Raw genomic sequence first — 23,395 nt, forward strand, 5'->3', positions numbered from 1 at the left:
CGTGGAGCGCCGCGCCAGGCCTGTGGCGCCGTCAGCAGCAGCAGTTTAGACTTCGCGCTGGGCGTGCTGGCCTCGCCCGGACTCGACGAGGTGGGGACATGGATATCGTGGTAGCCATGAAAGTATTCGCCCGTGTGGTGCAGACGAACAGCTTCACGCGCGCGGCCGAAACGCTGGACATGCCGCGCGCCCGCGTGACGGTGGTCGTCCAGAGTCTCGAAGCGCACCTGAAAACACGCCTGCTGCAACGCACAACCCGCAGCATCAACCTTACGCCAGACGGTGCGGCCTGCTACGAGCGGTGTGTGCGCGTGCTCGCGGACATCGACGACATCGAAAGCGCTTTCCTCGGCAAGCAGCGTTCCCCGCGCGGCAAGCTGCGCGTGGACATGCCCGGCGCGCTCGGGCGTCTCATCGTCATGCCCGCGCTGGGTGACTTTCATGAGCGGTATCCGGAGATCGACCTGATGCTCGGCCTCGGCGACAAGCCGGTCGATCTCGTCCAGGAAGGCATCGACTGCGTGGTGCGCATCGGCACCTTGCAGGATTCGTCGCTCGTGGCGCGGCGCGTCGGGGTCTATCAGGCCGTCACGGTGGCTAGCCCCGCGTATCTCGACAAGGCAGGCACCCCGCAGACACTCGCGGAGCTGGCCAATCACCGTGCGGTGAATTACTACTGGCCCCGCACCGGCCGCATCATGCCCCTCATGTTCGAAGCCGACCGCGGCGAGGTGACCGAGGTGAAAATGTCGGGCTCTATCGCCGTCAACGACGCCGAGGCCTATCTGCGCGGCGCGCTAAGTGGGCTGGGGATCGCCCAGGGCGCCCGCTTGATCGCGCTGCCCTACCTCGAATCGGGCGCACTGGTCGAGATCCTTTCACCGTGGAAGCCTCCGACGCTGCCCATTTCCGCTGTTTATCCGCACAGCCGGCATCTCTCCGCCACCGTGCGCGCATTCATCGACTGGATCGCCGAGTTGTTCCGCACGAACCCGTTGATTTCCAGCACCCCGGAAGCCGAAGCGCGGTGCCTTCCGACGAGCGTCGCCGCTCAGGACGTCCATGACGTCGATGGGGCCGACCTGGCGGGGGACGAAACATTGCCACTTGGCTGAGCTGACAATAATCAGGCTTAAAGAACGGGCATTGTTCTTTTTTTCGATAACACTGTTGAGTCGAACGCGAGATTTATCGGGCCGGCGTTAGCCACCACAATCAGACCATTGTTCGTTCGGCGAGTGGTCCCTGCACCGCTGTCCCAACGCAACGCAAGCGCGACGCCAATACAACGCGCACAAGCATGCGCTGCACATTTTTGCGCGGGTGGCGCAAAACTTTAATTCGTCATCCTAATGTTTTGACTCACTACGATCAGGAGCACAATCATGAATCTCAGCGGAAATACCGTATTCATCACAGGCGGCACCTCGGGCATCGGCCGCGCACTGGCAGAAGCCCTCCATCGGCGCGGCAACAAGGTCATCGTCGCGGGGCGGCGCAAGTCTCTGCTCGACGAGATCGCCCGGCTCAATCCCGGTATCGATACCGTCGAACTCAATATCGGCGACGCCACACAGATTCGCGAAGTCGCCGCGCAATTGATCGCGGACAATCCGGCGCTGAACGTCGTGATCAACAACGCCGGCATCATGCCATTCGACGACGCCAGCGGCGCACTCGACGACGAGCAGGCCGTGCGTCTCGTCGAGACCAACCTGCTCGGGCCGGTCCGTGTCAGCGCCGCCTTCGTCGAGCATCTGAAACAGCAGTCCGAGTCGTACATCATCAACAACAGTTCCGTACTCGCGTACGTGCCGCTCGCGGCCACGGCGCTGTACTCCGCGACCAAGGCCGCGATTCACTCGTACACACTTTCGCAACGCTTCGCACTACGTGATACGAGCGTGAAGGTGCTCGAAATCGCGCCGCCCTGGGTCGATACGGACCTCGTCCACAAGAGCGGCGACCCGCGCGCCATGCCGCTCGACGCATTCATCGCCGAAACGCTGAAGCTGCTTGAAACCGCGACGACCGAGGTCGTGGTCGATGCGGCGAAACCGATGCGCGATAACGCAGGCCCCGCCGAACACACTTTCGTCGAACAGTTCAACCAGTTCGTCGCCGATAACCCGATTCCCGTTGAATGAGAGGCGCTTAAGCCATGACCACCGCATCCGAAGAGAAGAACACGACGCTCGTTCTCGAAGCGCTCGAGACGCTGTTCAACAGGAAAGACTACGAGAAGGCCGCGCAGTTCTGGTCCGATACCTACGTGCAGCACAGCCGGCACGTACCGGCCGGACGCGACGGGCTTTTCGGCCTTGTGCGCTCGCTAAGCGATATTCGCTTCGAATACGACATGGCGATCGCCAAAGACGACTTCGTCTGGGTGCACAGCCGCTACACCAGTTCGGCCACGCCCGCCGCCTTGATCGCCGTGGATATCCTGCGCATCGAGGACGGCAAGCTCGTAGAACATTGGGACGTACTGCAGGACGAGCCAACGCGCAGCGAGTCCGCCGGCGGCTATCCGATGTTCGGCAACGCATTCCCGGGTGAGCAATAACGCTCGCGGCAACCGCGGCAGAAAAGGACACAGCAATGAGTACGTTGCTCGAACGCGCCGTAGCGGCGCACGGTGGAATCGACAACTGGAAGAAGCTGCGCACCGCTTCGGCCACCCTCGATATCGGCGGCGCCGTATGGCACCTCAAAGGCCAGCCGGATAGGTTCCGCAATATCGCACTGGTGGCCAGCCTGACACGCCAGCACGTCTCGATCATGTCGCCGGCTTCCGGCTGGCAAGGCACGTTCACGCCGGATGCCGTACGCATCGAGTCGCTTGACGGGCAGACCACCGAAGAGCGGCGCACACCGCGAGACTTTTATCGAGATCATGTTCAGGAGACCTCATGGGATCGTCTGCACGCGCTGTACTTCACCGGCTACGCGCTCTGGACCTATCTGACGATCCCGTTTCTCTATACCTACCCCGGCTTCCATACGGAAGAGCTGCCTGAATGGGAAGAGAACGGCGAAGTCTGGCAACGACTGAAGGTCACGTTTCCCGATTCGGTTGCCAGTCACACCCGCGAGCAGATTTCTTACTTCGGCGAGGATGGCCTGCTACGCCGCCACGACTATACCGTCGACGTGATGGGCGGCGCGCAAGGCGCCAACTATGCATCGGACTACCGAGAACTGAATGGCGTAATGGTCCCAACGACGCGGCGCATCTTTGCCTACGACGAGGCGAGGCAGAAGGTCGGCGAGTCGTTGCTCGTGTCGATCGACTTTCGCACGATCGAGTTCCGCTCCGAGTAGTCGGGCGACCAGGCCTGACCGGCCGCCGGACGGCGCCCCGCGCCGATTATTGACCGAATTGGAATGCCGCTTTCAGCGCACCCCTCTTTCTCCCTTCCTGGACGTCGCCTACATTAACTTCAGGTTCCGCGGGGCAGCAAGCAAGCGCTACCGGCTAGCTTGCGGCCCGCTCCCTGAAAAGGACACGTTCATGAGTCAGGAAACGCTCTACTTCGACGACCTCAAGGTCGGCGACACCTTCACCACAGGCACGCATGAAGTCGGCGCCGCCGACATCAAACGGTTCGCCGCAGAGTTCGATCCGCAGCCGTTCCACCTCGACGACGAAGCGGCCCGCAAAACGATGTTCGGTTCGCTCGCGGCGAGCGGCTGGCATACGGCGGCGATCACGATGCGTCTGCTCGTCGACGATGGCCCGAAGCTGGCCAACGGGGTGCTTGGCGCCGGCTGCGAGATCGAGTGGAAGATGCCGACGCGCCCCGGCGACGTGCTGCATGTCGAAAGCGAGGTGATGGAACTGATCCCTTCGCGCTCGCGCATCGATCTCGGCACCCTGTTGCTGCGCTCCAGAACGCTCAATCAGCAAGGCCAGGTCGTGCAGAACATGACGGCCAAACTGATCGTCGCGCGTCGCCCCGCATAACGCTGAGCACCTGACACCTTTTCAAGGACACGCATCATGATCGTCGACCCCTCCACGCAGAACGCCGCTGCCAACTACAAGCTGCTGATCGGCTCGATCCTGCCGCGCGCCATCGCCTGGGTCAGCACGCTTTCCACGGACGGCGTCGCCAACCTCGCGCCGATCTCGTTCTTCACCGCCGTGGGCCGCAAGCCGCCGATGATTTCCATTTCGATGCAACCCCGCTCCGACGGCGTGACGTTGAAGGACACCTTCGTCAACATCCGCGACACCGGTGAGTTCGTCGTCAATATCGCCAACCTGGCGCTCGCCGATGCGATGCATCGCAGTGCGTATGAATTCCCCTCCGATGTCGACGAGTTCGACGCACTCGGACTCGAGAAGGCCGATTCGCTGACGGTGCGCCCGCCTCGCGTGCAGGCCGCGCCGATCGCGCTCGAGTGCAAGCTCGAGCGGATCATCCAGATCAGCGACTACGACCACGTGATATTCGGCGAAGTGCTCCGCTTCCGGATCCGCGACGACCTCTACCTCGAGCGTGGCCGTATCGACACGGCCGCCCTGCAGGCGGTCGGCCGCCTCGCCGCTGAATACACGGTGGTACAGAGCGCGTTCACGACACCGCTCGACCCACAGGTGCTCGCGCGCCTGCAGAACAAGCGCATCGGCCGCCTCGACGACTTTGACGACAGTTACTCGCCCATCGACGGCGCCAGCTGGTCCGCATCCGGCGCGACACGCTGATCTTCGAACCGCCAGCGAGAGAAACCAGCATGCATCGAACTCATTCGACCCAGCCCGCGCTCGTGTTTATCCACGGGTTTCTCGACGGCGCCCAGATATGGGAGGACGTCACACGGCACCTCGGCCATCGCGCGGCCGGCGCACTGTGCATCGATCTGCCCGGCATGGGTGCGCGCGCCGATGAACCCGGCCCGTTCAGTCTCGACCGCTTCGCGGCGGACGTCACGACTCAGGTGCGCGCGCTGTCGCTGCCGGTCGTCCTCGTCGGCCATAGCATGGGCGCGCAGATTGCCGAGCTGGTCGCACAACGGCTCGTCCAGCAGGTGCGCGGCCTCGTGCTGATGACGCCGGTGCCGCTGCGCGGCGCGGGACTGCCCAATGAAGCCATGAGCGCGTTCCACGCGATCGGCGGCAATCCGGCGGCGCAACGCGAGTTACGCCGCAATGTTTCGGTGAACCTGGATGACGCGCGACTCGAGCGCCTCGGCCAGCTCGGCGATCGCGTCGCCGCCTCGGCCGTCGGCATCTTTGCCGACCTCTGGAACGCGGGACATCCGTCCGGCGCTGAACCCTCCCGATATCGCGGCCCGGTCCTCATCGTCCGCGGCGACGGCGACAGCTTCGTCAACTTCGCAATGATCTCCTCGGGCGTGATGCCGCGCTTCAAGGCGCCTTCCATTGCGTCGATCGAGCGCGCGGGCCACTGGCCGCACATCGAGCAGCCGGCTGCGGTTGCACGCGTCGTCGAGTCGTTTCTCGCCAATATCGAGCATGCGCCCAACGGCGCGCAGTTGCAGGACACGCCCGTCGCGTCGCAAGGATGGACCCGTGCGTTCGAGCAGAAGTCCGCCGACGCCTTTGCGGATGCGTTCGCACTGAACGTCGTGCTCGAAGCAAGTGTGCTCGCGAAGCCGGCCATCGGCATCGAACAGGTCAAGGCCGTGATGACCACGGCCAGCAAGATCTATGAGGCGCTTTCGTTCACCCACGAAGCACACAACGGGCTGCGCGACTACCTCGAATGGGAAGTCCAGGCGTTCGGCGGCGAGCGCATGCGTGGCGTCACGGTCCTCACGAAGAACGCGGCGGGCAAGATTGTTCACGTGGCGATCCATCATCGGCCGCTCGGTGGCGCGCTGAAATTCTCGGCGGAACTCGGCCGTCGCCTGCAAGGCAAGGTCGACGCGAGCCTCTTTTATCCCGGCGCGTGATCGGTATCCGCGCGCGCAATCATCCCGATTCCAGGAGAGTGAAAATGGTCAAACGTAGCGATGTCGAATTCGAAGTGGACGGCGGCGTCAAGCTGCGCGGCTGGCTCTTCACGCCGCCCGGCGAAGGACGGCGCCCCGCCATCACGATGGCGCACGGCTACGCCGGCGTGAAGCAACACGGGCTCGAGCCGTTCGCACGCGCCTTTGCCGAAGCGGGCTTCGTCGTGCTGCTGCACGACCATCGCGGCTTCGGCGCGAGCGAGGGCGCGCCGCGCCACGACATCGATCCGTGGCGTCAGATCGCGGACTGGCGGCGCGCCATCAGCTACCTCGAAAGCCTCGACGTCGTCGATCCGGCGCGCATCGGCCTCTGGGGTACGAGCTATGCGGGCGGCCACGCGATCGTGCTGGGCGCAACCGAGCGGCGTCTGCGCTGCGTCGTCGCCCAGGTGCCGACGATCAGCGGCTACGAACAGGGGCTGCGCCGCATTGCGCCGGAGAACGTCGCGGCAATCGAAGAAGCGTTCGCCGACGACGACCGCGCGCAACTGCGCGGTGAGGCGCCGCGGCGGCAGGCGATCGTGAGTGCCGATCCTGCGGTCGCCGCGTCGTATCGCGCAAAGGACGCAATCGACTTCTATCTGCAGTCCCTGCCGGAAGGCGTCTGGGAAAACAACGTGACGGTGCGCTCGACGCGCGCCGCGCGCATGTACGAGCCCGGCCAGTGGATTGCGCGTGTATCGCCGACGCCCTTGCTGATGGTGGTCGCCACGCACGACGCGATCACGTTGACGGACCTCGAACTGGCTGCTTACGAACGTGCGCTTCAGCCCAAGCGGCTCGTGACGATCGAAGGCGGACACTTCGATCCGTATCTGTCGCAGTTTCAGATTTCCAGCAACGCCGCGCTCGAGTGGTTCAAGCAGCACCTCGGCTAATCTCCGCACTCACGTTTCAAGGATCACTCCATGGCTCACCTGACTGTCAGCTTCGACGACGCGCTCGCGACGATCGTCCTCGACCACCCTCCGCAGAATCGCATCGACGACCGCATGATCGACGAACTGGCTGCGGCCGTCACTGCAATCGAGAGCAGCGAAGCACGCGCGGTGCTTGTGCGTAGCGCTGGCGAAAACTTCTCGTTCGGCGGCGACATCATGAATTGGCCCGACGCGAACCTGCGCGAACTACGAGCGCGTTTCGGCCACTACATGTCCGTGTTCAATCGCTTCGAGCGCCTGCCGCTGCCCGTCGTCGCCGCGGTGCAGGGTCTGTGCTTCGGCGGCGGCGTTGAACTCGCGCTGCGGGCGGACGTGATCTTCGCGGGCGAAACGGCGACCTTCGGCCATCCCGAGCAGACACTCGGTATCGTCACCGTGCTCGGCGGCATCTACCGGGTCGCGGAACGCGCGGGCCGTTCGCGCGCTTCCGAATGGGCGCTCACATCTGAGAAGGTGCCCGCTTCCACCATGGAACGATTCGGCATCGTGAACCGCGTGGTGGCCGATACGGCTCTGCTGGAAGAAGCGACCCAATTCGCGCGCCAGGTCGCCAGCGGCCCCACGCGTGCTTATGCCGCGCACAAGGCGCTGCTGCGCGCATGGGCCGTTGGCGGCGTAGCGGCCGCGGACGAAGCGATGCTCGACGCCGCGATGCCGCTGTTCGACACCGACGACGTGCAACGCGGGCTGCGCTCCGCCGTCGACGCGCTGAAAGCGGGCCGCCCACGCCCGGCGGTGGACTTCAAGGGCTTCTGAAAGCAGCTGCCGCGATTGTGCGGTCTAATGACGTCGTCCCTTCGAACGCAGAGGCCTGTCATGGACCGCATCGCAGCGATGAATGCGTTCGTGCGCGTGGTCGAGGCCGGTACGTTCACGAAAGCGGCCGAGACGCTCGACATGCCAAACGCGTCGCTAACACGGCTCATCCAGAAACTCGAGGAAGATCTGAAGGTGCGCCTGCTGCATCGCACCACGCGCTCGGTGACGGTCACGCCGGAAGGCGCGCTCTACTACGACCGCGTCGTGCGTCTGCTCGCCGACCTCGCGGACATCGAATCGTCGACGACTCATGCCCGGACCAAACCGTCCGGCAAGATCCGTGTCGATGCCGCGACAGCGATCGGCACGCTGGTGCTCATGCCGGCGCTCGACGACTTCTACCGCACCTATCCGGACGTCGCGATCGAGCTTGCGGTCGGCAACGAGCGCGCCGACCTGATTGCCGAGGGCTTCCACTGCGCGATCCGCGCCGGCAACGTCGACGAACCGTTCCTCGTCGCACGGCAAATCGGGACGTTCGGGTTCACCACGTGCGCGACACCAGCGTTGCTCGACGCCCATGGCGCGCCCACCTCGCCGGACCAGTTGAGTGACTTTCCGACCATCGGCATGATCCCGTCGGGCGTGGGCTATCCTGCGTCGTTTCCGTTTTTGTACGACGATCGAAAAGAAGGTCTGCCGCTCAATCACCGGCTCATCGTCAACGATACGAATACTTATCTGGCAGCCGGCCTCGCGAGCCTCGGCATTATCCAGGCACCCGCGTATTCGGTGCGCGACGCCATCGCCGCGGGAAAACTCGTGGCGCTGCTCGAGGACTGGCCGCAGCCGAGCTACCCGGTGCACGTGATCTATCCACCCAACCGTTATCTGAGCGCGAAAGTCCGCGTGTTCATCGACTGGCTCGTCGAACTGTTCGAGCGCGACGAGGCTCTGCGACGCCGGTGAGATTCAGGCGGCCCGCTCGAAAAAATAAATGCCGCGCGGCGCGATACGCGTGCCGCACGGCGAACGCCAACTAGCCCTGTTTTTATTCCGGGGTCTTTAAGGACGGCGGTTGTTGTCCCGGGTAGTCCCAGGGATTAGCCCGAAGGAAGAGTGGGGGGCACCCTTCAGCCTTCGCGGTTCTCTCGAGCCGCTCCAGTTTTGTTTCCAGCGCCGGGTCATTGATTCCAACCTCAGCGAGTTCCGCGATTTGAATTGCCACAGCAGAAATCTGTGAGTCGATCAAAGCGCATCGACCCACAACCGGATTGATATTCGCCGCAGAGAATGTGTCTCTGACTTTCTTCATGAATTCCACATAGACCTGCTGCTCCCCCTCAGGTGTATTGGGCGGAATGTGAATAATCTGCCCTCCCGCGGTAATGCCGACGCCTCCGCCATCCCCACCGTCGAACAGAATCTTGAGCGGCCCCGCTTCGCCCTCGAATCGGATGATATTGACTGCGCCAAAGTTTTCAAATGAGATTTTCATTTTGCAATCTCCTTGCTGAAACTACGGACAACGAAACCCCGCGCGTTGCTGTGTCCGATAACAGCAGCACGTTCCCGTTAATATAAATTGATGCTTTTTTCGCTGATTTTTGGTGGTCTCTCACGCTTCCCGTGCTTATTCGATATCCCCCGGCCTTCTGATTCAAGCACTATTTAGTCAATTTCCTGCTCCCCCGGAACTGGCCGCGAACCGATCCAGCAAACACTGCAGCCGACGCTCCTGAATGTGCAGAATGCCCGGTGTGGATCTGAGTTCGAGCACGCGAGCGTGCCAATAACTCGCACCGAAAATCTCCATCGTTTTATCTGCGCTAATCGCGCTTTCGAGGTGAGCAATTGCGGTGTCGAGATTGTGGACAGTGTAAGGACTGTGAGGTCGCCGTTCTGTCTCTGTCTTTGTTTGAATCGCTTTCTCGCGCCCTGCCCGCCGGCCTCCCGCGTGGCTTTCGTGTTCCTGCGCAAGCAGGGATTGCAGGCGCCGGTCATCAAGCGCGTCGTATTCGATGGAATTGTCTTGCATCGCGCGATCTCCTCGTCAGCCAGGCTATTCAATCGGCCCATGCGTTGATCGTTCACCAATTGCCATCGAGCCCATTCCGGCGCTCGCTGATGATGACGGGCTGGCCAGGATGGTCGTAATTAACAAGGGTCGCATCTGTGCAGACGGTGTGCGCCGCCGCGGCGCCGCGCCGGTGGCGCGCGATGGACTCCAGCAAACTCAGCGTGATGCAGAAACTCCGGTCGATCTGCTCCGTCCAGCGCTTCTGGTCATAGGCGGTCAAGGCCTGGACGAGGACGTCATCGATCTGGTCCGGGAATTTCACGCCGCTCGACTCGATACGGACCATCAGCGCCCTTGCCCGAAGAAGTTCCACCAGGATCGTTGCGTCCGGTTGCGTCGCCGGTTCGGGCTCCGGCCTGCCAGGGCGCGCGCGGGTTTCGTCATCCGGCGCGAAGCGGAAAATGTTCAGCAGGCTTTTGAAGTCGGAATGCGGCGTATGCATGGTGGTGTCCCTTATCGTCCGAGCTACAGTGACTCCATCGTGCTCGTACCGGGGCTCTGGCAAAACCGGCCATGCGGGGGGAAAAACGCCTCCAGAAGGTGGCCCCGGAAGCGTCCCCCGCTATGGGGGGATCGCAGCCTGACGAATTGCGGGTACAGTGGTCCCGACTGGAGAGACGCCCGATGGACAACCTGTATTTCCGCCACGTTCTGCTCGTAGAAGACGAGGGCTTGACGCGTATCGCGATGAAGAGCCTGATTCTGACCTCGGAACCGACGCTCGATATCGACGAGGCCGGCTCGTACGACGCCGCTGTCGAGCGGCTGCAGAACAAGGCTTATGACCTCGTTTTTCTCGACTACCAGATCGGGAACAATCACACCGGGCTCGACCTGCTGCGCTGGCTGCAGGAAAACGAGCGTGCTGCGCATGTGGTGATGCTGTCCGCGCAGGACGACCGCGAAACCGTGCTGGACTGCATCAAGAATGGCGCTGGCGGCTTCATCTCGAAGGCCAGCGAGGAAGGCGGTGCGGTGTTCCGGGAAGCCCTGCAGACGATCCTGAATGGACGGGTTTATCTGCCCAACAGCGTGCTCGGCAAAGGGGGCCATACCCCGCAGTCCCCGGGCCCGAGCAAGGGCGTTCCGATCGACTCGCTGAACCTGCCGCCGCGCCTCGCACAAACTTTGGGTTTTCTTCTGCAGGGCATGTCGAACAAGGCCATCGCGCGCAAGATGAATATCGCGGAGAACACCGCGAAGGAATACATCAGCGATTTGCTGAGCCGCTTCAACGTATCGCGGCGTACGTTCCTGATCGTCGAAATGGCGCGCCGCGGCATTGAGATTCCCACCGTTGCGCACGCCCCAGCGGTCTAACTCGCCCGCGTCGATGCCTCCGTCAATTCGAGCATGCGCGCAATCAGCAAGTCGGGAGACAACGGCTTGCTGAGCACGCAGCGCTCCGGCAACACACCTTGCGTGCTTGCCACGGCTTCGCCCGTCACCACGAGGCACGGCACGGGCCGCGCAACGTGTTCGCCAAGCAGACGGATGACGTCGTGAGCGGTCGACATCTCCGGCAACCGGTAGTCGCTGATGACGAGATCCGGCACGCGCTCGATCGACTGCAGCAGATCGTTGAGTTCGGCTGCGGAGCGAACCGAATCGGACAACACTCCCCATCGCGCAAACAGCGCCTCCATCGACGCGCGCACCAGGCTGTCGTCTTCCACCAGCAACACATAGAGACCGCGCAGCAACGACGATGACGGCGACGCTGCTTCAGTGGGCGGCAGCGTGACATCCTGGAGCGCAAATTGATCCGCCACCGGCATGCGCACCGAGAAACGCGATCCGTGTCCCTCGATCGACTTCAGTTCGAGTCGGTGCCCCTCTAGCAAGGACACCACCGCATTCACGATCGACAAACCGAGTCCAAGCCCTTTCTCGCGGTCCCGCTCCGGGTTGCCGAGCTGCACGAACGGCTGGAAGATCGCGTCCCAATGCTCCGGCGCGATGCCAATGCCGTTGTCGAGTACGTCGAGCCGAACATAATTAGGCATGCGTACCAACCCTACGAGCACCGTGGAGCGCCCTGCTTTCGCTGGATCCGAATATTTGATTCCGTTCGCGATGAGGTTGCTCAACACGCGGGGAATCCAGTCGGCGTCGGTGCGTACCCACGCTGGTCTTTGCAGCGCCTTGGCATAGCGCAGCACAACGCCGCGACTCGCCGCGAACGACGCGAGTTGCGCGACCGTCTCCTCAGTGACCCGGCTCAGGTCGACGCTCGTATAGCTCGGGTCGACGTGCCCCGATTCGAGCTTCGACAGGTCGAGCACCGCGTTGAAGAGCCGCGCCGTCAAGACCGACGCCTTGCGCGCCTCGCCGATCAGCTTGCTCGATGCTTCGACGTCGCGCGCATCCAGCGCTTCGTCGGCCGCGGCAAGAAAGAGGTTGAGCGCATGCATAGGCTGACGCAGGTCATGCGCGGCTGCCGCCAGAAAGCGCGATTTCGCCCGGCTCGCTTGCTCAGCGGTTTCGCGCTGCTGCTCGCGCAACGCGATCAGGGCTTCCGACTTGGTCTGCTGGTCGCGTCGTGCGCGCTCGAGATCATGGTGTTTTTGCGCGAGTTCGGCATTGGCGCTTTGCAGCGCATCGTTGCTATGGGCAAGTGCCTGGACGGCGACATAGCGGTCGCGCACATGCCGCTCGGCGTTCACGTTGACGCTATGACCCAGAACGGCGACGTTCAAAAGGTAGAACATGCCCGCCGCGAAGTTGTCCGGCTCGACCGACCGGGTGACCAGTTGCGTCATCACGATCACGGCGATCACGCACACGGTGAGCATCAGTGTCGCCTTGGCCCGCAGGCGAAGAAAACCGAACAGATAGAAAAGGATTAAATAATAGCCGACGAAAAAATGGGTGAAATTGAACGGGCGTGGCGCGAGCACCGTTTGCATCAACAGGCAGAAACACATGAACGCCAGCCCCGACAGCAGGATCCAGTGTGCAACCTTGTCCCGATGAAATTCGAGTTTGAAGGCGAGTACGATGCCGACGCTCGCGCCTAGCGCACCCGCGCAACGGAACGCGAACACCTCGGGAAAGTACGGCCGGAACACCGCACTGGTCTGCGCAAGACTGATCTCCCAAAAGCCAAAGCACACCCAGATCAGGGTTCCAAGCACTAACGCCGCGCGGCGGAAGTCGGCAAAGCGCCGGCCATAGTCCTCAGTAAATTCCCGTTCGGCCTGCGGATCCTCGAATCGAGCCGGCCAGCAAAGCATGTCGATCAGCCATGCGCGAATCGCGCTGGGCGCATGCGATCGTTTGAGGAATGCCGATTCCGTCGCCGATTGAAACCTGAATATGCTCATCGCATCTCGCCGGTATGCTCGCAGGGCTCGCGAAGCAAGAAGCACGTCTTGTGCTTAGGCGTGCAAATCCATTCTAGTCGGTCACTATCTCGCTCACTCGTAAAGTGTCACGTTGCAGTCGCGGCCTACGCACTCGCTTGAATGCGGGATGGATTTGAGCAGGCAGGCCGCGAATACAGTCGCTCGTTTGTGATCAACCGACGAGCGCCGGCGTTTCTTCTTCCTGTTCGACAGCGATCTTGCCGCGCACGAGCGCCACGTAGGCGAGTGCCGCCAGCAGCGACATCCCGGCGCCGATGTAAAGCGCGAGATCGAACGAACCGGTCTTCTGAACGATGAGACCAGTCACGATCGGCGCGCACGCGCCGCCCAGGTATCCGCCGAAGTTCTGCAGCGAACCGAGCGACCCTGTATAGGCCGCGGGCGCAAAAACGCTGACCATCGCCCATGCGATCGTCGTGGCGGCCGTCCCGCAGAACATGGCGCCCGAAAGGCACGCGATCGCGACCGCGTTGCTCGTGCTCGACACCGCGCAAATGACGAGCAGCGTCTGCACGACGAGGAACACGCACGCGGGCGCCTTGCGGCTGGCGGTCAGGCTCGCGCCGCGCTTTGAAAGCCAGTCGACGAGATAGCCCGCCGTGATCGCGCCCACCACGGCGCACGAATACGGAATGGCCGCCATCCAGCCCACTTGCACGAGGCTCATGTGCCGCTCCATGTGCAGGTAGCCGGGTAGCCACGTATTGAAGAGCCAATTCACGTAGATGATGCCGAAGTAGCCGGCGAGCATGCCCCAGGTGGTCCCCGACCTGAAAAGGCTCGCCCACTGGCGCAGGCTCACCTGCTGAGCGCGCGCGCCGCCGTTGGCTGGCGTACCGAAATAGGCTCGCTCCGCTTCGCCGAGCGCGACCTCGTGCGGGCTGCGGTATTTGAGCCCCCAAACGAGAGCGACGATCAGTCCGAGCACGCCCATGATGACGAACATCCAGCGCCAACCGAACGACAGCATGAGCCCCGTGATGAGCGGCGCGGCAATGCCGGTGCCGAGATAGCTCGCGCACATGAACCAGCCGGTGGCGCGGCCGCGATCGCGCACGGCGAACCAGTCCCTCGCCGCGCACGCGGCGGTCGGAAACTGAGGGGCCTCCCCCACGCCGAGCAGCGCGCGCGAGCCGGCGAACGCGAGGGTCCCCGTGGCCGCGCCGCACAGCATTTGTGCAGTGGACCAGACGGCAATGCCGGCGGTGAGCACGCGGCGCGGGCCGAACCGGTCGATCAGCGGTCCGATGGGCAACTGGGCGATGGCGTAGGCCCACAGAAACGCGGATAGCAACAGCCCCATCTCCGAAACCGAAAGGCCGAGGTCGTGACGGACAAGGGGATTGGCCACCGCAAGGGCGGCGCGGTCGATGGTACTGATCGACACGCAGATGACCAGCAGGATGAGGGTTTGACGCTGGATGGTCTTGACGCGCCGTGAAGGCGCCACGTCGGGCTGCATAGTGTCTCCGTAAATATTCTCGCTGCCGGCGGGCCTGCCCCGCCAGCTTCCCCGTAGGAAGCGGTCATATATTACGCCAGACAACCAGAAAGATGTAATACAACATGGCATTTGTTACGGGGCCAGACGGTTCCGAGGCGGGTTTTGCCAGGCAACCCTGCTGCACATGCGGGAATCGGCCAGGTTCGAGCGTGGTCCGCGCGACGGAACCGATCGCCAGTCGATCTGGAGTGAAACGCGAATGTCGACTCTAAATCGAAAGCCGCTGCATATCGTTCGCACTCCTGCGAAATTTCGACAGAGTGCAGATATATCGTGACGAGGCACCCATTCACGATTCACGCATTAATCTATTTCCTCTTCTGGGTGGCATTCCTCATACGTTTTCAGGCCGATGAGTGTAATGCCATGATTAAGCTGTGGAAATTGACGTGCTCGACGTCGAGACGATCACATAAAAATGACCTGAATATGGCCAATAAACTTTCAATTTCCTTTTTATTTAACGAAATTGAAACGGTGTTTTATCGTCATAAATGCGATTGTGTCATGGTTTCCCCTTACCATCTGTCACGACGTTTTCACGCAACCTGGCCTGGAGAACAGTATGGATCTGGCAAGAATCCGTCGCGATGCGTTCGCGATGCCCATGCACAACCCCGCGTATCCGCGGCCGCCGTTTCGCTTCGTCAATCGCGAATATTTCATCATCACGTACGAAACCGATCCCGATGCGCTGCGCGCCATCGTGCCGGAGCCGTTGAAGCCGGAAAACAATCTCGTCCACTATGAATTCATCCGTATGCCCGACTCGTCGGGTTTCGGCGACTACACCGAAAGCGGCCAGGTAATCTCCGTGCGCGATCCGCAAGGCCGCCTCGCGAATTACACGCATTCGATGTATCTCGACGACGAAGGCCCGATCGCCGGTGGACGTGAAATCTGGGGCTTCCCGAAGAAGCTCGCGCGCCCCGTGCTCGCGGTCGATGGCAACGACACGCTGCTTGGCACGCTCGACTACGGCACGCAGCGCGTCGCTACCGGCACGATGGGCTACAAACATCACGTGCTCAACAGCGAAGACGAGCGCCGCAAGCTCGCCGACACACCCAACTATCTTCTCAAGATCATTCCGCACGTGGACGGCACAGCGCGCATTTGCGAGCTCGTGCGCTTCTATCTGCGCGACGTGACCGTGCGCGGCGCATGGAGCGGCCCGGCCGCAATCGAATTGCATCCGCACGCGCTCGCGCCCGTCGCCGATCTGCCCGTGCGTCGCGTGGTGGGTGCCCGTCACGTCATAGCGGACCTCACGCTCGACATCGGCGAAGTCGCCTTCGACTATCTCGCCGAAACATCGCGCGACGGCGCCATCTTGGGCGAACCCGCAGCCGAGATCGCCTGATCCTTTTATATCGTGCTTTTAGTAAGGAATACGTATGTCTTTGAAAGATAAGGTTGCAGTCATCACGGGCGCCGCGAGCGGCATTGGCGAACATTGCGCGCGCACGTTCGCGAGCCAGGGTGCGGCAGTCGTGATTGCCGACCTCAATCTCGCAAACGCCGGCAAGGTGGCGAACAGCATCGTGGCCGCCGGCGGCAAGGCCCTCGCCGTGGCGATGGATGTGACCAATGAGGAAGCCGTCAATGCGGGTATCGACGAAGCGGCGAAGGTCTTCGGCGGAATCGATGTGCTCGTGTCGAATGCGGGCATCCAGATTATCAGCCCCGTGGACGAGTTCCCGTTTGCCGACTGGAAGAAGATGCTCGCGATCCATCTCGACGGCGCGTTTCTCACCACCAAAGCCGCACTCAAGCATATGTACGGCAGTGGCAAGGGCGGCTCGATCGTCTACATGGGCTCGGTGCACTCGCACGAAGCGTCGAAGCTCAAGGCTGCCTATGTGACCGCGAAACACGGTCTGCTCGGCCTTGCCCGCGTGGTGGCGAAGGAAGGCGGCCCGCGCGGCGTGCGCGCCAACGTCGTGTGCCCGGGCTTCGTGCGCACGCCGCTCGTCGACAAGCAGATTCCCGAGCAGGCCAAGGCGCTCGGCATTTCGGAAGCCGACGTCGTCAAGAACGTGATGCTCAAGGACACCGTGGACGGCGAGTTCACCTCGCTCGACGACGTGGCCAACACGGTCGCGTTCCTCGCGGGCTTTGGGTCGGCGGCGTTGACGGGCCAGTCGGTCCTCGTCACGCACGGCTGGTCGATGCACTAAGCAACAAACGAACGAAGGGAGAACGTATGCGCAGCAGCAATCTAACCGTCCGCACGGAGCGCAAGCCGTTTGAGCTGCCGCGCTACGACGAAATCGCCCTTGTTTTACAGGGCGGCGGTGCGCTCGGGTCCTATCAGGCCGGCGTGTTCGAAGGGCTCGCGCAGGCTGGCGTCGAGCCACATCGCATCGCGGGCGTGTCGATCGGCGCGCTCAACACGGCGATTATCGCGGGCAATGAGCCTGCGCAACGCGTGGAAGCGTTGCGCGGCTTCTGGGAGTCGATCTGCCATCCGCTCGACTGGCTCGGCAACCTCAGCGCCCTTGCGATGCCGATGTTCAGCCATCAGGAACTGTCGCGCCGGTGGGCAAGCATGTGGGCCGCAGGCCGCGCGCTCACTGAAGGCCAGCCTGGTTTTTTCGCACCGCGCCGCCCGCTGCCCATCGCGGGCTGGCACAAGGCGACGCCGAATACGGTGAGCTACTACGACACCGCCGCACTGAAATCGACGCTGCAACGTTTCGCCGATTTCGACCGGATCAACGATGGTCCAATCCGTGTGGCCGTGGGCGCCGTGAACGTGCGCAGCGGCAATCTCGTGTATTTCGACAACGCGAAAATGCGGCTCGAGCCGGAGCATTTCATGGCATCTGGCGCGCTGCCGCCCGGCTTTCCGGCCGTGGAAATCGACGGCGAGTATTACTGGGACGGTGGCCTCGTGTCGAATACACCGCTCACGGAGGTGCTGCGTGACGCGGACCATAAGGACACGCTCGTATTCCAGGTCGATCTATGGAGCGCGAGCGGCAACGTACCCGCCGATTTCATGGACGTGGCCGAACGAGCCAAGGACATTCAATATTCGAGCCGCACGCGCGCCATCACCAACATGCTTGCCGATCGGCAAAAGCATGCACGGTTTATCAAGGAACTCCTCGAGCATGTCCCCGCCGAGGCACGCCGCAGCGATCCCCTCTTCCGGCTCGCCGAGAACGTGGCCGACGGTTCGTCGATCAACGTGGTCCATCTGATCTACAAGAACAAGCCTTACGAAGGGCATTACAAGGACTACGAATTCAGTGCCGACACCATGAAAGAGCACTGGTCGAGCGGTGTCGAGGACATTCGCGCGTCGTTTGCGCATCCGGACTGGTTCGCGATACCGAGCCGCGAGCAAGGCTTCGTCACGCACGACATCCATCGGCGCGCGGGCGAGGTGCCGGAGTCGGATCGCGCCGAACTGAGCGCTGGCGCGTCGGGGCAGGTGGATCTGACTCGCAAGGTCGCATAGGCGGCAGGCCCGGCAAGTCACAGCGGCCACTGTTGCCATTGCGAGCGAGACGCCACACGGCAGGGTCCACCATCGCGCGTGATATCATTCGCGCGCGAACTAAATCGCTCAACCTTATCTACCGCGCCATGAAGCACCGCCTCGTCTATCTATTGAATGTCGGACAGCGTCGACTGCAACGGTGGTCGCAAATACGCGCGGCCGGTGGCGGCGTGACAGCCGCGCAAGCGGGGCTGCTGTTCTTTTTGGGCGATCGCAACGGCGCGTTGATGAGCGAGGCCGCTGCTGCGCTGGATCTGGGCGCACCGGGAATGAGTGGTCTCGCTGACCGGACAGAAAAAGCAGGGTTGATCGAACGTCGTGCTGACGAAAACGATGGCCGGGCGTCGCGCCTGTGGCTGACAGAGGCCGGACGCGCCGCACGCCAGAGGTCAAAGCTTCGCATGAAGGACTTGAACGCCAGATTGACCGAAGGATTTACGGAAGCGGAAATTGACGTCGTGGCGCGCTGGCTGACCAGCCTGCAGAGCAAGTTTCCGCTTGCCGAAGACGGCGACGCGTAGCCTGAACCGCAGGCGGCAGCAAGGCATCGACTAGTGCTGGGGAACCCTGGAGAATTCCGGCTTGCGTTTTTCGGCAAAGGCCGCGAATGCCTCCCTTGCCTCGGCGCTCGTCAGCCGCTCCTGGAACTTCGCACTCTCACTATCCATTTGCGCAACCAGCGTCTGCGCATTGCGCATGAGCTTTTTCATCGCACTCAGCGAGCCAGCCGGCTTCGCAGCGATTCTTTCTGCCATCCTGCGCGCGTCATCCCGTAACTGACCATTTGCACAGACCTTGTTCGCAATGCCCAACGCGACAGCGGATGGCGCGTCGAGCGGTTCGCCCAGCGCAAACATCTCGAAGGCCCTGACGTGGCCGATGCGCAATGGAAGCAGCCAGCTGGATGCCGCCTCGGGGACAAGAGCGAGATTAACGAATGGGGTGATCAGTTCTGCGTCTGGTGCGAGCAGAACGTAGTCGCAGTGCAATAGCATCGTGGTGCCGATACCGACTGCCTTGCCCTGGACGGCCGCAATGATGGGCACGCTCGACTTCGCCAATGCATGCAAAAAGCGATGTACATGTCGCTCACTCGGCCCCTTTCCCGATGCCATTGCGGCGAATTCGCCCACGTCGTTGCCCGCGGTAAACATGTCTCCGTCGCCCTGCACCAGTAATACGCGGATATTGCTGTCGTGCTCCGCGCTCTCAATGATGTCTGCCAGCGTGCCGTACATCACATTGGTCAATGCATTCTTCTTGTCCGGTCGGGCAAGCGTAATCGTCAGAATGCCGTCGGCTTGATCGACGTGAATTTCCGCAGTCATAGTGCTCTCCTTGAATTTACTTTGCATGCGAATTATATAGATAGTTCGCATGCAAAGTAAACCTTGGGACTCGAAGTAAAGCGCGGTTCCAAGGGCACAATAGTCACGCTCGACATGTTTGTAGACGTATCAACTTCATTCGATTGACAAGAGACCACGCTGCCAAAAATCTAGAGTGGTGCCTCAATGTGCGCCGCCAGGTCGCAGGCCTCGAGCCGATGACATCCTATCCTTGCAGTTGCCCCCAGAACCCATTGCACAGGAGCCGCAGCGTGGACAACATCAAGCCCTTTCGCCCAGGATCGAGGGCGGTGCCGTCCTTCCACCTCGCGCACGTTCGCTCCCTGATTAGGTGTCCTGGCACGGGTGGCGATGCGATCGATCCGGCTCCGAATCATGCGGAACGCACCTGCGAGAATCGCGTGGCCGGTCAAGTGACCGTTCTCCTGCCTGGTGGAAGAGTAAGCCGCGCTCTTGCCTTCGAATCCCCGGCCCGCGATGTCGTCCCTTCGCACCGCCTCGCCCACGGTGTCCTGAATGGGTTCACGTATTGGTTTCGATGTTCCGACGCACCGGGAGTGCGTGACGATTCGCCCTGTTTTCGGGCGTATTTCGATCGCGAGGGAGCGTGGTTTTTCTTCTACACCCAGGACTGCGCGCTGCCGTTCGGGGCCGAGGTCAGCTTCTCCGGGAACACGCATCGGGCGACGTGGAGCGTCGCGAGTGCCGCCTGAGGTCTGGAAGTGACCAGGCCGACTAGCGCCGCTTCGTCGGCGCCCGCTTCAGGGTTTTCCTTAACGTCGGACACGGCAACATTGCCAATGGTTGGCCAACGACGGACGTGCTAGGCTTTTCTCCAAACAACTTCGGAGACAGCAATGCCGTTCATCTGCGAAAACGTTGAATGTCGAGCCGTGCTGGCGCGCGGGCAGGTCAGATCCACGCACGAGGACGCGGGGTGGTGCTTCTACTGCCCGGACTGCCAGGCCAGGAACGAGTTGAAAGATATCGGCGCACCCGGCGGTCCTGTCGAGTTGGTTCAGCCAGAAAGATCCGGGCCGCCGCACAAGATCATTGCAAGGGCTCGACCCTTGGAGGACGGCAGGTACGCAGCGCAATTGCGCGTCCAGCGAGCGCTCGCGACAAAAGGTACATACGCGGTCGAAGAGCGCTGGGAGCAGCTCGGTGTATTTCTCGACGCGCAAGAGGCCGTAGCGCATGCGCGTTCTTTTGCAACCGATCTGCTGAAAGCCTGATCGTCCGCGCTCCGCTGAATCGCGCTGTGCTTTTCAATGCGCGGATTTACGGCTGACCTACGGTCGTCGATCCGCGCGACAGCCTCAACGCGAAGCCACCGTGCGAACCGCACCGGATTTCGGCACGACGACCTCATCTTCCGCTTCGAGCGGCGCCTGCAAATCCCGTTCGTCCAATTCCCAAACGACAAGTTTGGGCGGTGTCTGGGCATACGCCGCGCTTGTGAAATACGCGCGCGCCGAGCCGCCAAACTTGCCACCTTCGCGCGCGAAATTCCCGACGCCCCGCCCTAACGCCAACGCCAGTTGCGGCACGAAATCGGACGTCGTCGAATACGATGTGCCGATCACCGCGATAGTCGGCAGATCGGCATCGCCGAACAGATCGTCGGCCGACGAAGCCGCCTGGGCCACGTGAAGGTAATCCCGGCCGGTCACGATCTCCGCCCTCGGTTGCCAGGACACCGGCAACGCATCGAGGCCGGCCAGCCGCACGAGATCGCCGGGCCGACGCTGGGCCGGCTTGTCGGCGACGCGGTAGCCGGGCTGGCTCGAAACGCTTGAATCCAGCGGCTCGCCCATCGCCCGAATGCGCTGCGCGAGCGCCCCCGCCGCAGCGCCCGCGCCGGCCTGGGTCCAGTGTGTGTCGGTCCGAAAGAACGCGTCGCCCGGCACGCCACGCAGCGCTGAACCGAGATCCACCACCGGCACGCCTTCGGCGACCAGACGCGATGTCCAGTCATGCAGACGCGCACTCAACGATGCAGGGCGATAAAGCCCGCACAGATGTTGCGGTTCGATGCGCGACTTGTCGGGCACCACGGCGACGAGCAACGCAATACCGTGACTCGTCAGTTCACGCTGGACGGCGGCAACCGTCGCGGCGCGCGTCGCGAGATGGCGCTCGCCGCCGGCGTATACGTTCAGTTCGTCGCGCAGGAACAGCCAGCCGGGACAGCCCTGCCGCACACGCGGGCCCAGATCGCCCAGCGTCAGCCAACCCAGCGCGCGCTGCAGGCTTGCGGCGTCTGCCGCGATCGGCGTATCGGCCATGCGGCTGGCGAGTTCTTTCGATACGGTGCCGTCCAGCATGCCGGCACGCGTGAGCGCATGAGGCAACAGCGATGCTGTCGTCGAGGCGAACCGGATATTGAAGAACAGGCCCGCGAACAGAAAGCCCATCAGGATGACGGCAACGACCTTGCCGGCGCGCGTAGCGCGTCGTTGCGGTAGCGGCTTGGGATCGTCCATGGCGTCAGAACTGGAAGTAAAGGAAAGGCACCGCGCCCCGCGCGACGATCAAACCGAACGACAGCAGAAAGCCCGCGAGCGGCCACACGGCTTGCCACAGCCTTCCCTGCGCCGTATCGGCCACCCGGTCCCAGCGCGATTGCCAGATCGGCAGCAGCACGCAGACGATGCCGAGCGCGGCGGCCAGCGCATGCACAGGCCGCAGCAGTACGAGCGTCGCGTCGCTCAAGCCCATTGCGTTCAACCCGAACTGGCCGCGATACATGGCGAGTGCGGCACGAAAACCCACCGCCCGGAACAGCGTCCAGGCAAGCATGACGAAGAGGATCGTCAGCACGTGCGATAGCCAGAGCGGGACGGCGGCCATGCCGGCGCGCCGCCAGAGGCGTGCCACCGTCAGCGCCACGCCGTGAGCGATACCCCACAGCAGGAAGTTCCAGCTATCGCCGCCGTGCCACAGGCCCGCGATGGCCATGGTCAGCAACAGGTTTCGGCAGGTTTGCCATTCGCCGTCGCGGTTGCCGCCTAGCGGGATGTAGAGGTAGTCGCGAATCCAGCTCGATAGCGACAGGTGCCAGCGACGCCAGAAGTCCTGAATGCTGCTCGCGAGGTACGGATGGTCGAAGTTCTCGGGAAAGCGAAAGCCCAGCATCTGCCCCAACCCGATGGCCATGGCGCTATAGCCCGCGAAATCGAAGAACAACTGCAGCGTGTAGAAGCCGCCGCCGAGCCACGCGTCCGCAAACGTCGGCGCGTGCATGGCGAAGACCGCGTCGACGATGGGCGAAAGCGTGTCGGCCACCAGCACTTTCATGCTCATCCCGACCATGAGCCGCCGCGCGCCGGCCGCGAAAGCGTCCCAGTCGACCGTGCGCGACACCAGCTCGCGCTTGACCCAGGCATAGCGAATGATCGGCCCGGCGATCAGGTGTACGAACATTCCCTGATAGGCCCCGTAGCGGATCACGCTGCGGTCGGCCGGCACCGTGCCGCGCTGCACGTCGATCAGGTACGAGACGGACTGCAGCACGATGAAGGACAGCCCGATGGGCAACACGACGTGCTGCCAGGGAATCGGTCCCGCATGGCCTGCCGCCAGCACATTGTCGAGACTATCGACGACGATGTTGGCGTACTTGTACCAGCACAGGATCGCGACATTCACGGCGATGAAGACTGCCAGCCATGCGCCGCGTGCCCGCGGGCTCGGCGCCCTGTCGATCACCACGCCGCCGAGCCAGCCGCAGAAGGTCAGCGCAATGAACAGCAGCAGAAAGACCGGGCTCCACCAGGCGTAGAAGAACCAGCTGCAAAAGAGCAGCACACCGTTGCGCCAGCGTGCGGGCGACACGACATAGATCGCGAGGAAGGCCGGCAGAAACAGCGTCAGGAATTCGAGGGACGCGAAAACCATG

General features: G+C 62.6%; 25 protein-coding genes. 16 read left to right on the plus strand and 9 right to left on the minus strand.

What is annotated here, in order from left to right; all coding sequences use genetic code 11:
* Nucleotides 1–98: 98 nt before the first annotated feature.
* The 10 genes from JMY28_RS29105 to JMY28_RS29150 all read left to right on the plus strand — a co-directional run bounded on the left by JMY28_RS29105 (nt 99) and on the right by JMY28_RS29150 (nt 8,651).
* Nucleotides 99–1,115 (plus strand): LysR family transcriptional regulator, encoded by a 1,017-nt coding sequence (locus JMY28_RS29105; RefSeq protein ID WP_201699373.1) that lies wholly within the window; start codon nt 99–101, stop codon nt 1,113–1,115.
* A gap of 270 nt (nt 1,116–1,385) precedes the next feature.
* Nucleotides 1,386–2,147 carry an SDR family oxidoreductase gene (locus JMY28_RS29110; protein ID WP_201699374.1) on the plus strand — a complete coding sequence of 254 codons (762 nt, stop codon included), beginning with the start codon at nt 1,386–1,388 and terminating at the stop codon, nt 2,145–2,147.
* Nucleotides 2,148–2,161: 14 nt separating this feature from the next.
* Entirely contained in the window at nt 2,162–2,566 is a 405-nt protein-coding gene (locus JMY28_RS29115) for a nuclear transport factor 2 family protein (protein WP_201699375.1), read from the plus strand.
* 35 nt (nt 2,567–2,601) lie between these two features.
* On the plus strand, nt 2,602–3,324 hold the full coding sequence (locus tag JMY28_RS29120) for a hypothetical protein (protein WP_201699376.1): 723 nt from the start codon (nt 2,602–2,604) through the stop codon (nt 3,322–3,324).
* A gap of 190 nt (nt 3,325–3,514) precedes the next feature.
* Complete coding sequence (locus tag JMY28_RS29125) at nt 3,515–3,967, plus strand: MaoC family dehydratase (RefSeq protein WP_201699377.1); 453 nt, start codon at nt 3,515–3,517, stop codon at nt 3,965–3,967.
* A 36-nt stretch (nt 3,968–4,003) separates the two neighbouring features.
* The gene (locus JMY28_RS29130; RefSeq protein WP_201699378.1) at nt 4,004–4,711 is read left to right on the plus strand and encodes a flavin reductase family protein; all 708 of its coding nucleotides are present in this window, start codon (nt 4,004–4,006) and stop codon (nt 4,709–4,711) included.
* 29 nt (nt 4,712–4,740) lie between these two features.
* Entirely contained in the window at nt 4,741–5,922 is a 1,182-nt protein-coding gene (locus tag JMY28_RS29135; protein ID WP_201699379.1) for an alpha/beta fold hydrolase, read from the plus strand.
* Nucleotides 5,923–5,966: 44 nt separating this feature from the next.
* Nucleotides 5,967–6,860 (plus strand): alpha/beta hydrolase, encoded by an 894-nt coding sequence (locus JMY28_RS29140; protein WP_236597096.1) that lies wholly within the window; start codon nt 5,967–5,969, stop codon nt 6,858–6,860.
* Between the two features lie 30 nt (nt 6,861–6,890).
* Entirely contained in the window at nt 6,891–7,679 is a 789-nt protein-coding gene (locus tag JMY28_RS29145) for an enoyl-CoA hydratase/isomerase family protein (RefSeq protein ID WP_201699381.1), read from the plus strand.
* Between the two features lie 60 nt (nt 7,680–7,739).
* The gene (locus JMY28_RS29150; protein ID WP_201699382.1) at nt 7,740–8,651 is read left to right on the plus strand and encodes a LysR family transcriptional regulator; all 912 of its coding nucleotides are present in this window, start codon (nt 7,740–7,742) and stop codon (nt 8,649–8,651) included.
* 82 nt (nt 8,652–8,733) lie between these two features.
* Here the strand turns inward: JMY28_RS29150 and JMY28_RS29155 are convergent, their stop codons facing one another.
* From JMY28_RS29155 to JMY28_RS29165, 3 genes are all read right to left on the minus strand, one after another.
* A complete protein-coding gene (locus JMY28_RS29155) occupies nt 8,734–9,180 on the minus strand; it encodes a hypothetical protein (RefSeq protein WP_201699383.1) in 447 nt (148 codons plus the stop codon).
* 177 nt (nt 9,181–9,357) lie between these two features.
* Nucleotides 9,358–9,720, minus strand: a complete 363-nt coding sequence (locus JMY28_RS29160; protein WP_201699384.1) for a hypothetical protein — start codon at nt 9,718–9,720, stop codon at nt 9,358–9,360.
* Nucleotides 9,721–9,772: 52 nt separating this feature from the next.
* Complete coding sequence (locus tag JMY28_RS29165; RefSeq protein WP_201699385.1) at nt 9,773–10,204, minus strand: hypothetical protein; 432 nt, start codon at nt 10,202–10,204, stop codon at nt 9,773–9,775.
* A 182-nt stretch (nt 10,205–10,386) separates the two neighbouring features.
* Here JMY28_RS29165 and JMY28_RS29170 point away from each other — a divergent pair, with 182 nt between their 5' ends.
* Complete coding sequence (locus tag JMY28_RS29170; protein ID WP_201699386.1) at nt 10,387–11,082, plus strand: response regulator; 696 nt, start codon at nt 10,387–10,389, stop codon at nt 11,080–11,082.
* Here JMY28_RS29170 and JMY28_RS29175 read toward each other — a convergent pair.
* Together JMY28_RS29175 and JMY28_RS29180 are read right to left on the minus strand one after the other, a co-directional pair.
* The gene (locus JMY28_RS29175; RefSeq protein WP_201699387.1) at nt 11,079–13,088 is read right to left on the minus strand and encodes an ATP-binding response regulator; all 2,010 of its coding nucleotides are present in this window, start codon (nt 13,086–13,088) and stop codon (nt 11,079–11,081) included. The two genes, JMY28_RS29170 and JMY28_RS29175, sit on opposite strands and share 4 nt — an antisense overlap.
* Before the next feature lie 193 nt (nt 13,089–13,281).
* Complete coding sequence (locus JMY28_RS29180; RefSeq protein WP_201699388.1) at nt 13,282–14,592, minus strand: MFS transporter; 1,311 nt, start codon at nt 14,590–14,592, stop codon at nt 13,282–13,284.
* Nucleotides 14,593–15,199: 607 nt separating this feature from the next.
* On the opposite strand from JMY28_RS29180, the gene JMY28_RS29185 reads away from it, so the two are divergent.
* From JMY28_RS29185 to JMY28_RS29200, 4 genes are all read left to right on the plus strand, one after another.
* A complete protein-coding gene (locus JMY28_RS29185; RefSeq protein ID WP_201699389.1) occupies nt 15,200–15,997 on the plus strand; it encodes an acetoacetate decarboxylase in 798 nt (265 codons plus the stop codon).
* Between the two features lie 34 nt (nt 15,998–16,031).
* Complete coding sequence (locus JMY28_RS29190) at nt 16,032–16,814, plus strand: 3-hydroxybutyrate dehydrogenase (protein WP_201699390.1); 783 nt, start codon at nt 16,032–16,034, stop codon at nt 16,812–16,814.
* A 26-nt stretch (nt 16,815–16,840) separates the two neighbouring features.
* Complete coding sequence (locus JMY28_RS29195; protein ID WP_201699391.1) at nt 16,841–18,103, plus strand: DUF3734 domain-containing protein; 1,263 nt, start codon at nt 16,841–16,843, stop codon at nt 18,101–18,103.
* A 128-nt stretch (nt 18,104–18,231) separates the two neighbouring features.
* The gene (locus JMY28_RS29200; RefSeq protein WP_201699392.1) at nt 18,232–18,666 is read left to right on the plus strand and encodes a MarR family winged helix-turn-helix transcriptional regulator; all 435 of its coding nucleotides are present in this window, start codon (nt 18,232–18,234) and stop codon (nt 18,664–18,666) included.
* A gap of 30 nt (nt 18,667–18,696) precedes the next feature.
* On the opposite strand, the gene JMY28_RS29205 is transcribed toward JMY28_RS29200, so the two are convergent.
* Nucleotides 18,697–19,473, minus strand: coding sequence for an enoyl-CoA hydratase-related protein (locus JMY28_RS29205; RefSeq protein ID WP_201699393.1), 777 nt, complete (start codon nt 19,471–19,473; stop codon nt 18,697–18,699).
* Nucleotides 19,474–20,113: 640 nt separating this feature from the next.
* A complete protein-coding gene (locus JMY28_RS29210; RefSeq protein ID WP_201699394.1) occupies nt 20,114–20,281 on the minus strand; it encodes a hypothetical protein in 168 nt (55 codons plus the stop codon).
* Between the two features lie 70 nt (nt 20,282–20,351).
* Between JMY28_RS29210 and JMY28_RS29215 the strand changes: the two genes are divergently transcribed.
* Nucleotides 20,352–20,729: a hypothetical protein gene (locus tag JMY28_RS29215; protein WP_201699395.1), complete on the plus strand. Its 378-nt coding sequence runs from the start codon at nt 20,352–20,354 to the stop codon at nt 20,727–20,729.
* 84 nt (nt 20,730–20,813) lie between these two features.
* Here the strand turns inward: JMY28_RS29215 and JMY28_RS29220 are convergent, their stop codons facing one another.
* Both JMY28_RS29220 and JMY28_RS29225 read right to left on the minus strand, forming a co-directional pair.
* A complete protein-coding gene (locus JMY28_RS29220; RefSeq protein WP_201699396.1) occupies nt 20,814–21,980 on the minus strand; it encodes an alginate O-acetyltransferase AlgX-related protein in 1,167 nt (388 codons plus the stop codon).
* Nucleotides 21,981–21,984: 4 nt separating this feature from the next.
* Nucleotides 21,985–23,394 carry an MBOAT family O-acyltransferase gene (locus JMY28_RS29225; RefSeq protein WP_201699397.1) on the minus strand — a complete coding sequence of 470 codons (1,410 nt, stop codon included), beginning with the start codon at nt 23,392–23,394 and terminating at the stop codon, nt 21,985–21,987.
* Between the last annotated feature and the right edge of the window lies 1 nt (nt 23,395).

Origin of the sequence: Paraburkholderia hiiakae (assembly GCF_904848665.1) — a bacterium.
GTDB classification, from domain to species: domain Bacteria; phylum Pseudomonadota; class Gammaproteobacteria; order Burkholderiales; family Burkholderiaceae; genus Paraburkholderia; species Paraburkholderia hiiakae.

Coding starts and splice junctions, on each gene's coding strand:
- JMY28_RS29110 (WP_201699374.1), top strand. CDS start 1,386: ATGAATCTCAGCGGAAATACCGTATTCATCACAGGCGGCACCTCGGGC.
- JMY28_RS29170 (WP_201699386.1), top strand. CDS start 10,387: ATGGACAACCTGTATTTCCGCCACGTTCTGCTCGTAGAAGACGAGGGC.
- JMY28_RS29185 (WP_201699389.1), top strand. CDS start 15,200: ATGGATCTGGCAAGAATCCGTCGCGATGCGTTCGCGATGCCCATGCAC.
- JMY28_RS29105 (WP_201699373.1), top strand. CDS start 99: ATGGATATCGTGGTAGCCATGAAAGTATTCGCCCGTGTGGTGCAGACG.
- JMY28_RS29190 (WP_201699390.1), top strand. CDS start 16,032: ATGTCTTTGAAAGATAAGGTTGCAGTCATCACGGGCGCCGCGAGCGGC.
- JMY28_RS29140 (WP_236597096.1), top strand. CDS start 5,967: ATGGTCAAACGTAGCGATGTCGAATTCGAAGTGGACGGCGGCGTCAAG.
- JMY28_RS29220 (WP_201699396.1), bottom strand. CDS start 21,980: ATGGACGATCCCAAGCCGCTACCGCAACGACGCGCTACGCGCGCCGGC.
- JMY28_RS29180 (WP_201699388.1), bottom strand. CDS start 14,592: ATGCAGCCCGACGTGGCGCCTTCACGGCGCGTCAAGACCATCCAGCGT.
- JMY28_RS29175 (WP_201699387.1), bottom strand. CDS start 13,088: ATGAGCATATTCAGGTTTCAATCGGCGACGGAATCGGCATTCCTCAAA.
- JMY28_RS29135 (WP_201699379.1), top strand. CDS start 4,741: ATGCATCGAACTCATTCGACCCAGCCCGCGCTCGTGTTTATCCACGGG.
- JMY28_RS29115 (WP_201699375.1), top strand. CDS start 2,162: ATGACCACCGCATCCGAAGAGAAGAACACGACGCTCGTTCTCGAAGCG.
- JMY28_RS29130 (WP_201699378.1), top strand. CDS start 4,004: ATGATCGTCGACCCCTCCACGCAGAACGCCGCTGCCAACTACAAGCTG.
- JMY28_RS29120 (WP_201699376.1), top strand. CDS start 2,602: ATGAGTACGTTGCTCGAACGCGCCGTAGCGGCGCACGGTGGAATCGAC.
- JMY28_RS29160 (WP_201699384.1), bottom strand. CDS start 9,720: ATGCAAGACAATTCCATCGAATACGACGCGCTTGATGACCGGCGCCTG.
- JMY28_RS29195 (WP_201699391.1), top strand. CDS start 16,841: ATGCGCAGCAGCAATCTAACCGTCCGCACGGAGCGCAAGCCGTTTGAG.
- JMY28_RS29155 (WP_201699383.1), bottom strand. CDS start 9,180: ATGAAAATCTCATTTGAAAACTTTGGCGCAGTCAATATCATCCGATTC.
- JMY28_RS29205 (WP_201699393.1), bottom strand. CDS start 19,473: ATGACTGCGGAAATTCACGTCGATCAAGCCGACGGCATTCTGACGATT.
- JMY28_RS29125 (WP_201699377.1), top strand. CDS start 3,515: ATGAGTCAGGAAACGCTCTACTTCGACGACCTCAAGGTCGGCGACACC.
- JMY28_RS29225 (WP_201699397.1), bottom strand. CDS start 23,394: ATGGTTTTCGCGTCCCTCGAATTCCTGACGCTGTTTCTGCCGGCCTTC.
- JMY28_RS29215 (WP_201699395.1), top strand. CDS start 20,352: ATGCCGTTCATCTGCGAAAACGTTGAATGTCGAGCCGTGCTGGCGCGC.
- JMY28_RS29145 (WP_201699381.1), top strand. CDS start 6,891: ATGGCTCACCTGACTGTCAGCTTCGACGACGCGCTCGCGACGATCGTC.
- JMY28_RS29150 (WP_201699382.1), top strand. CDS start 7,740: ATGGACCGCATCGCAGCGATGAATGCGTTCGTGCGCGTGGTCGAGGCC.
- JMY28_RS29200 (WP_201699392.1), top strand. CDS start 18,232: ATGAAGCACCGCCTCGTCTATCTATTGAATGTCGGACAGCGTCGACTG.
- JMY28_RS29165 (WP_201699385.1), bottom strand. CDS start 10,204: ATGCATACGCCGCATTCCGACTTCAAAAGCCTGCTGAACATTTTCCGC.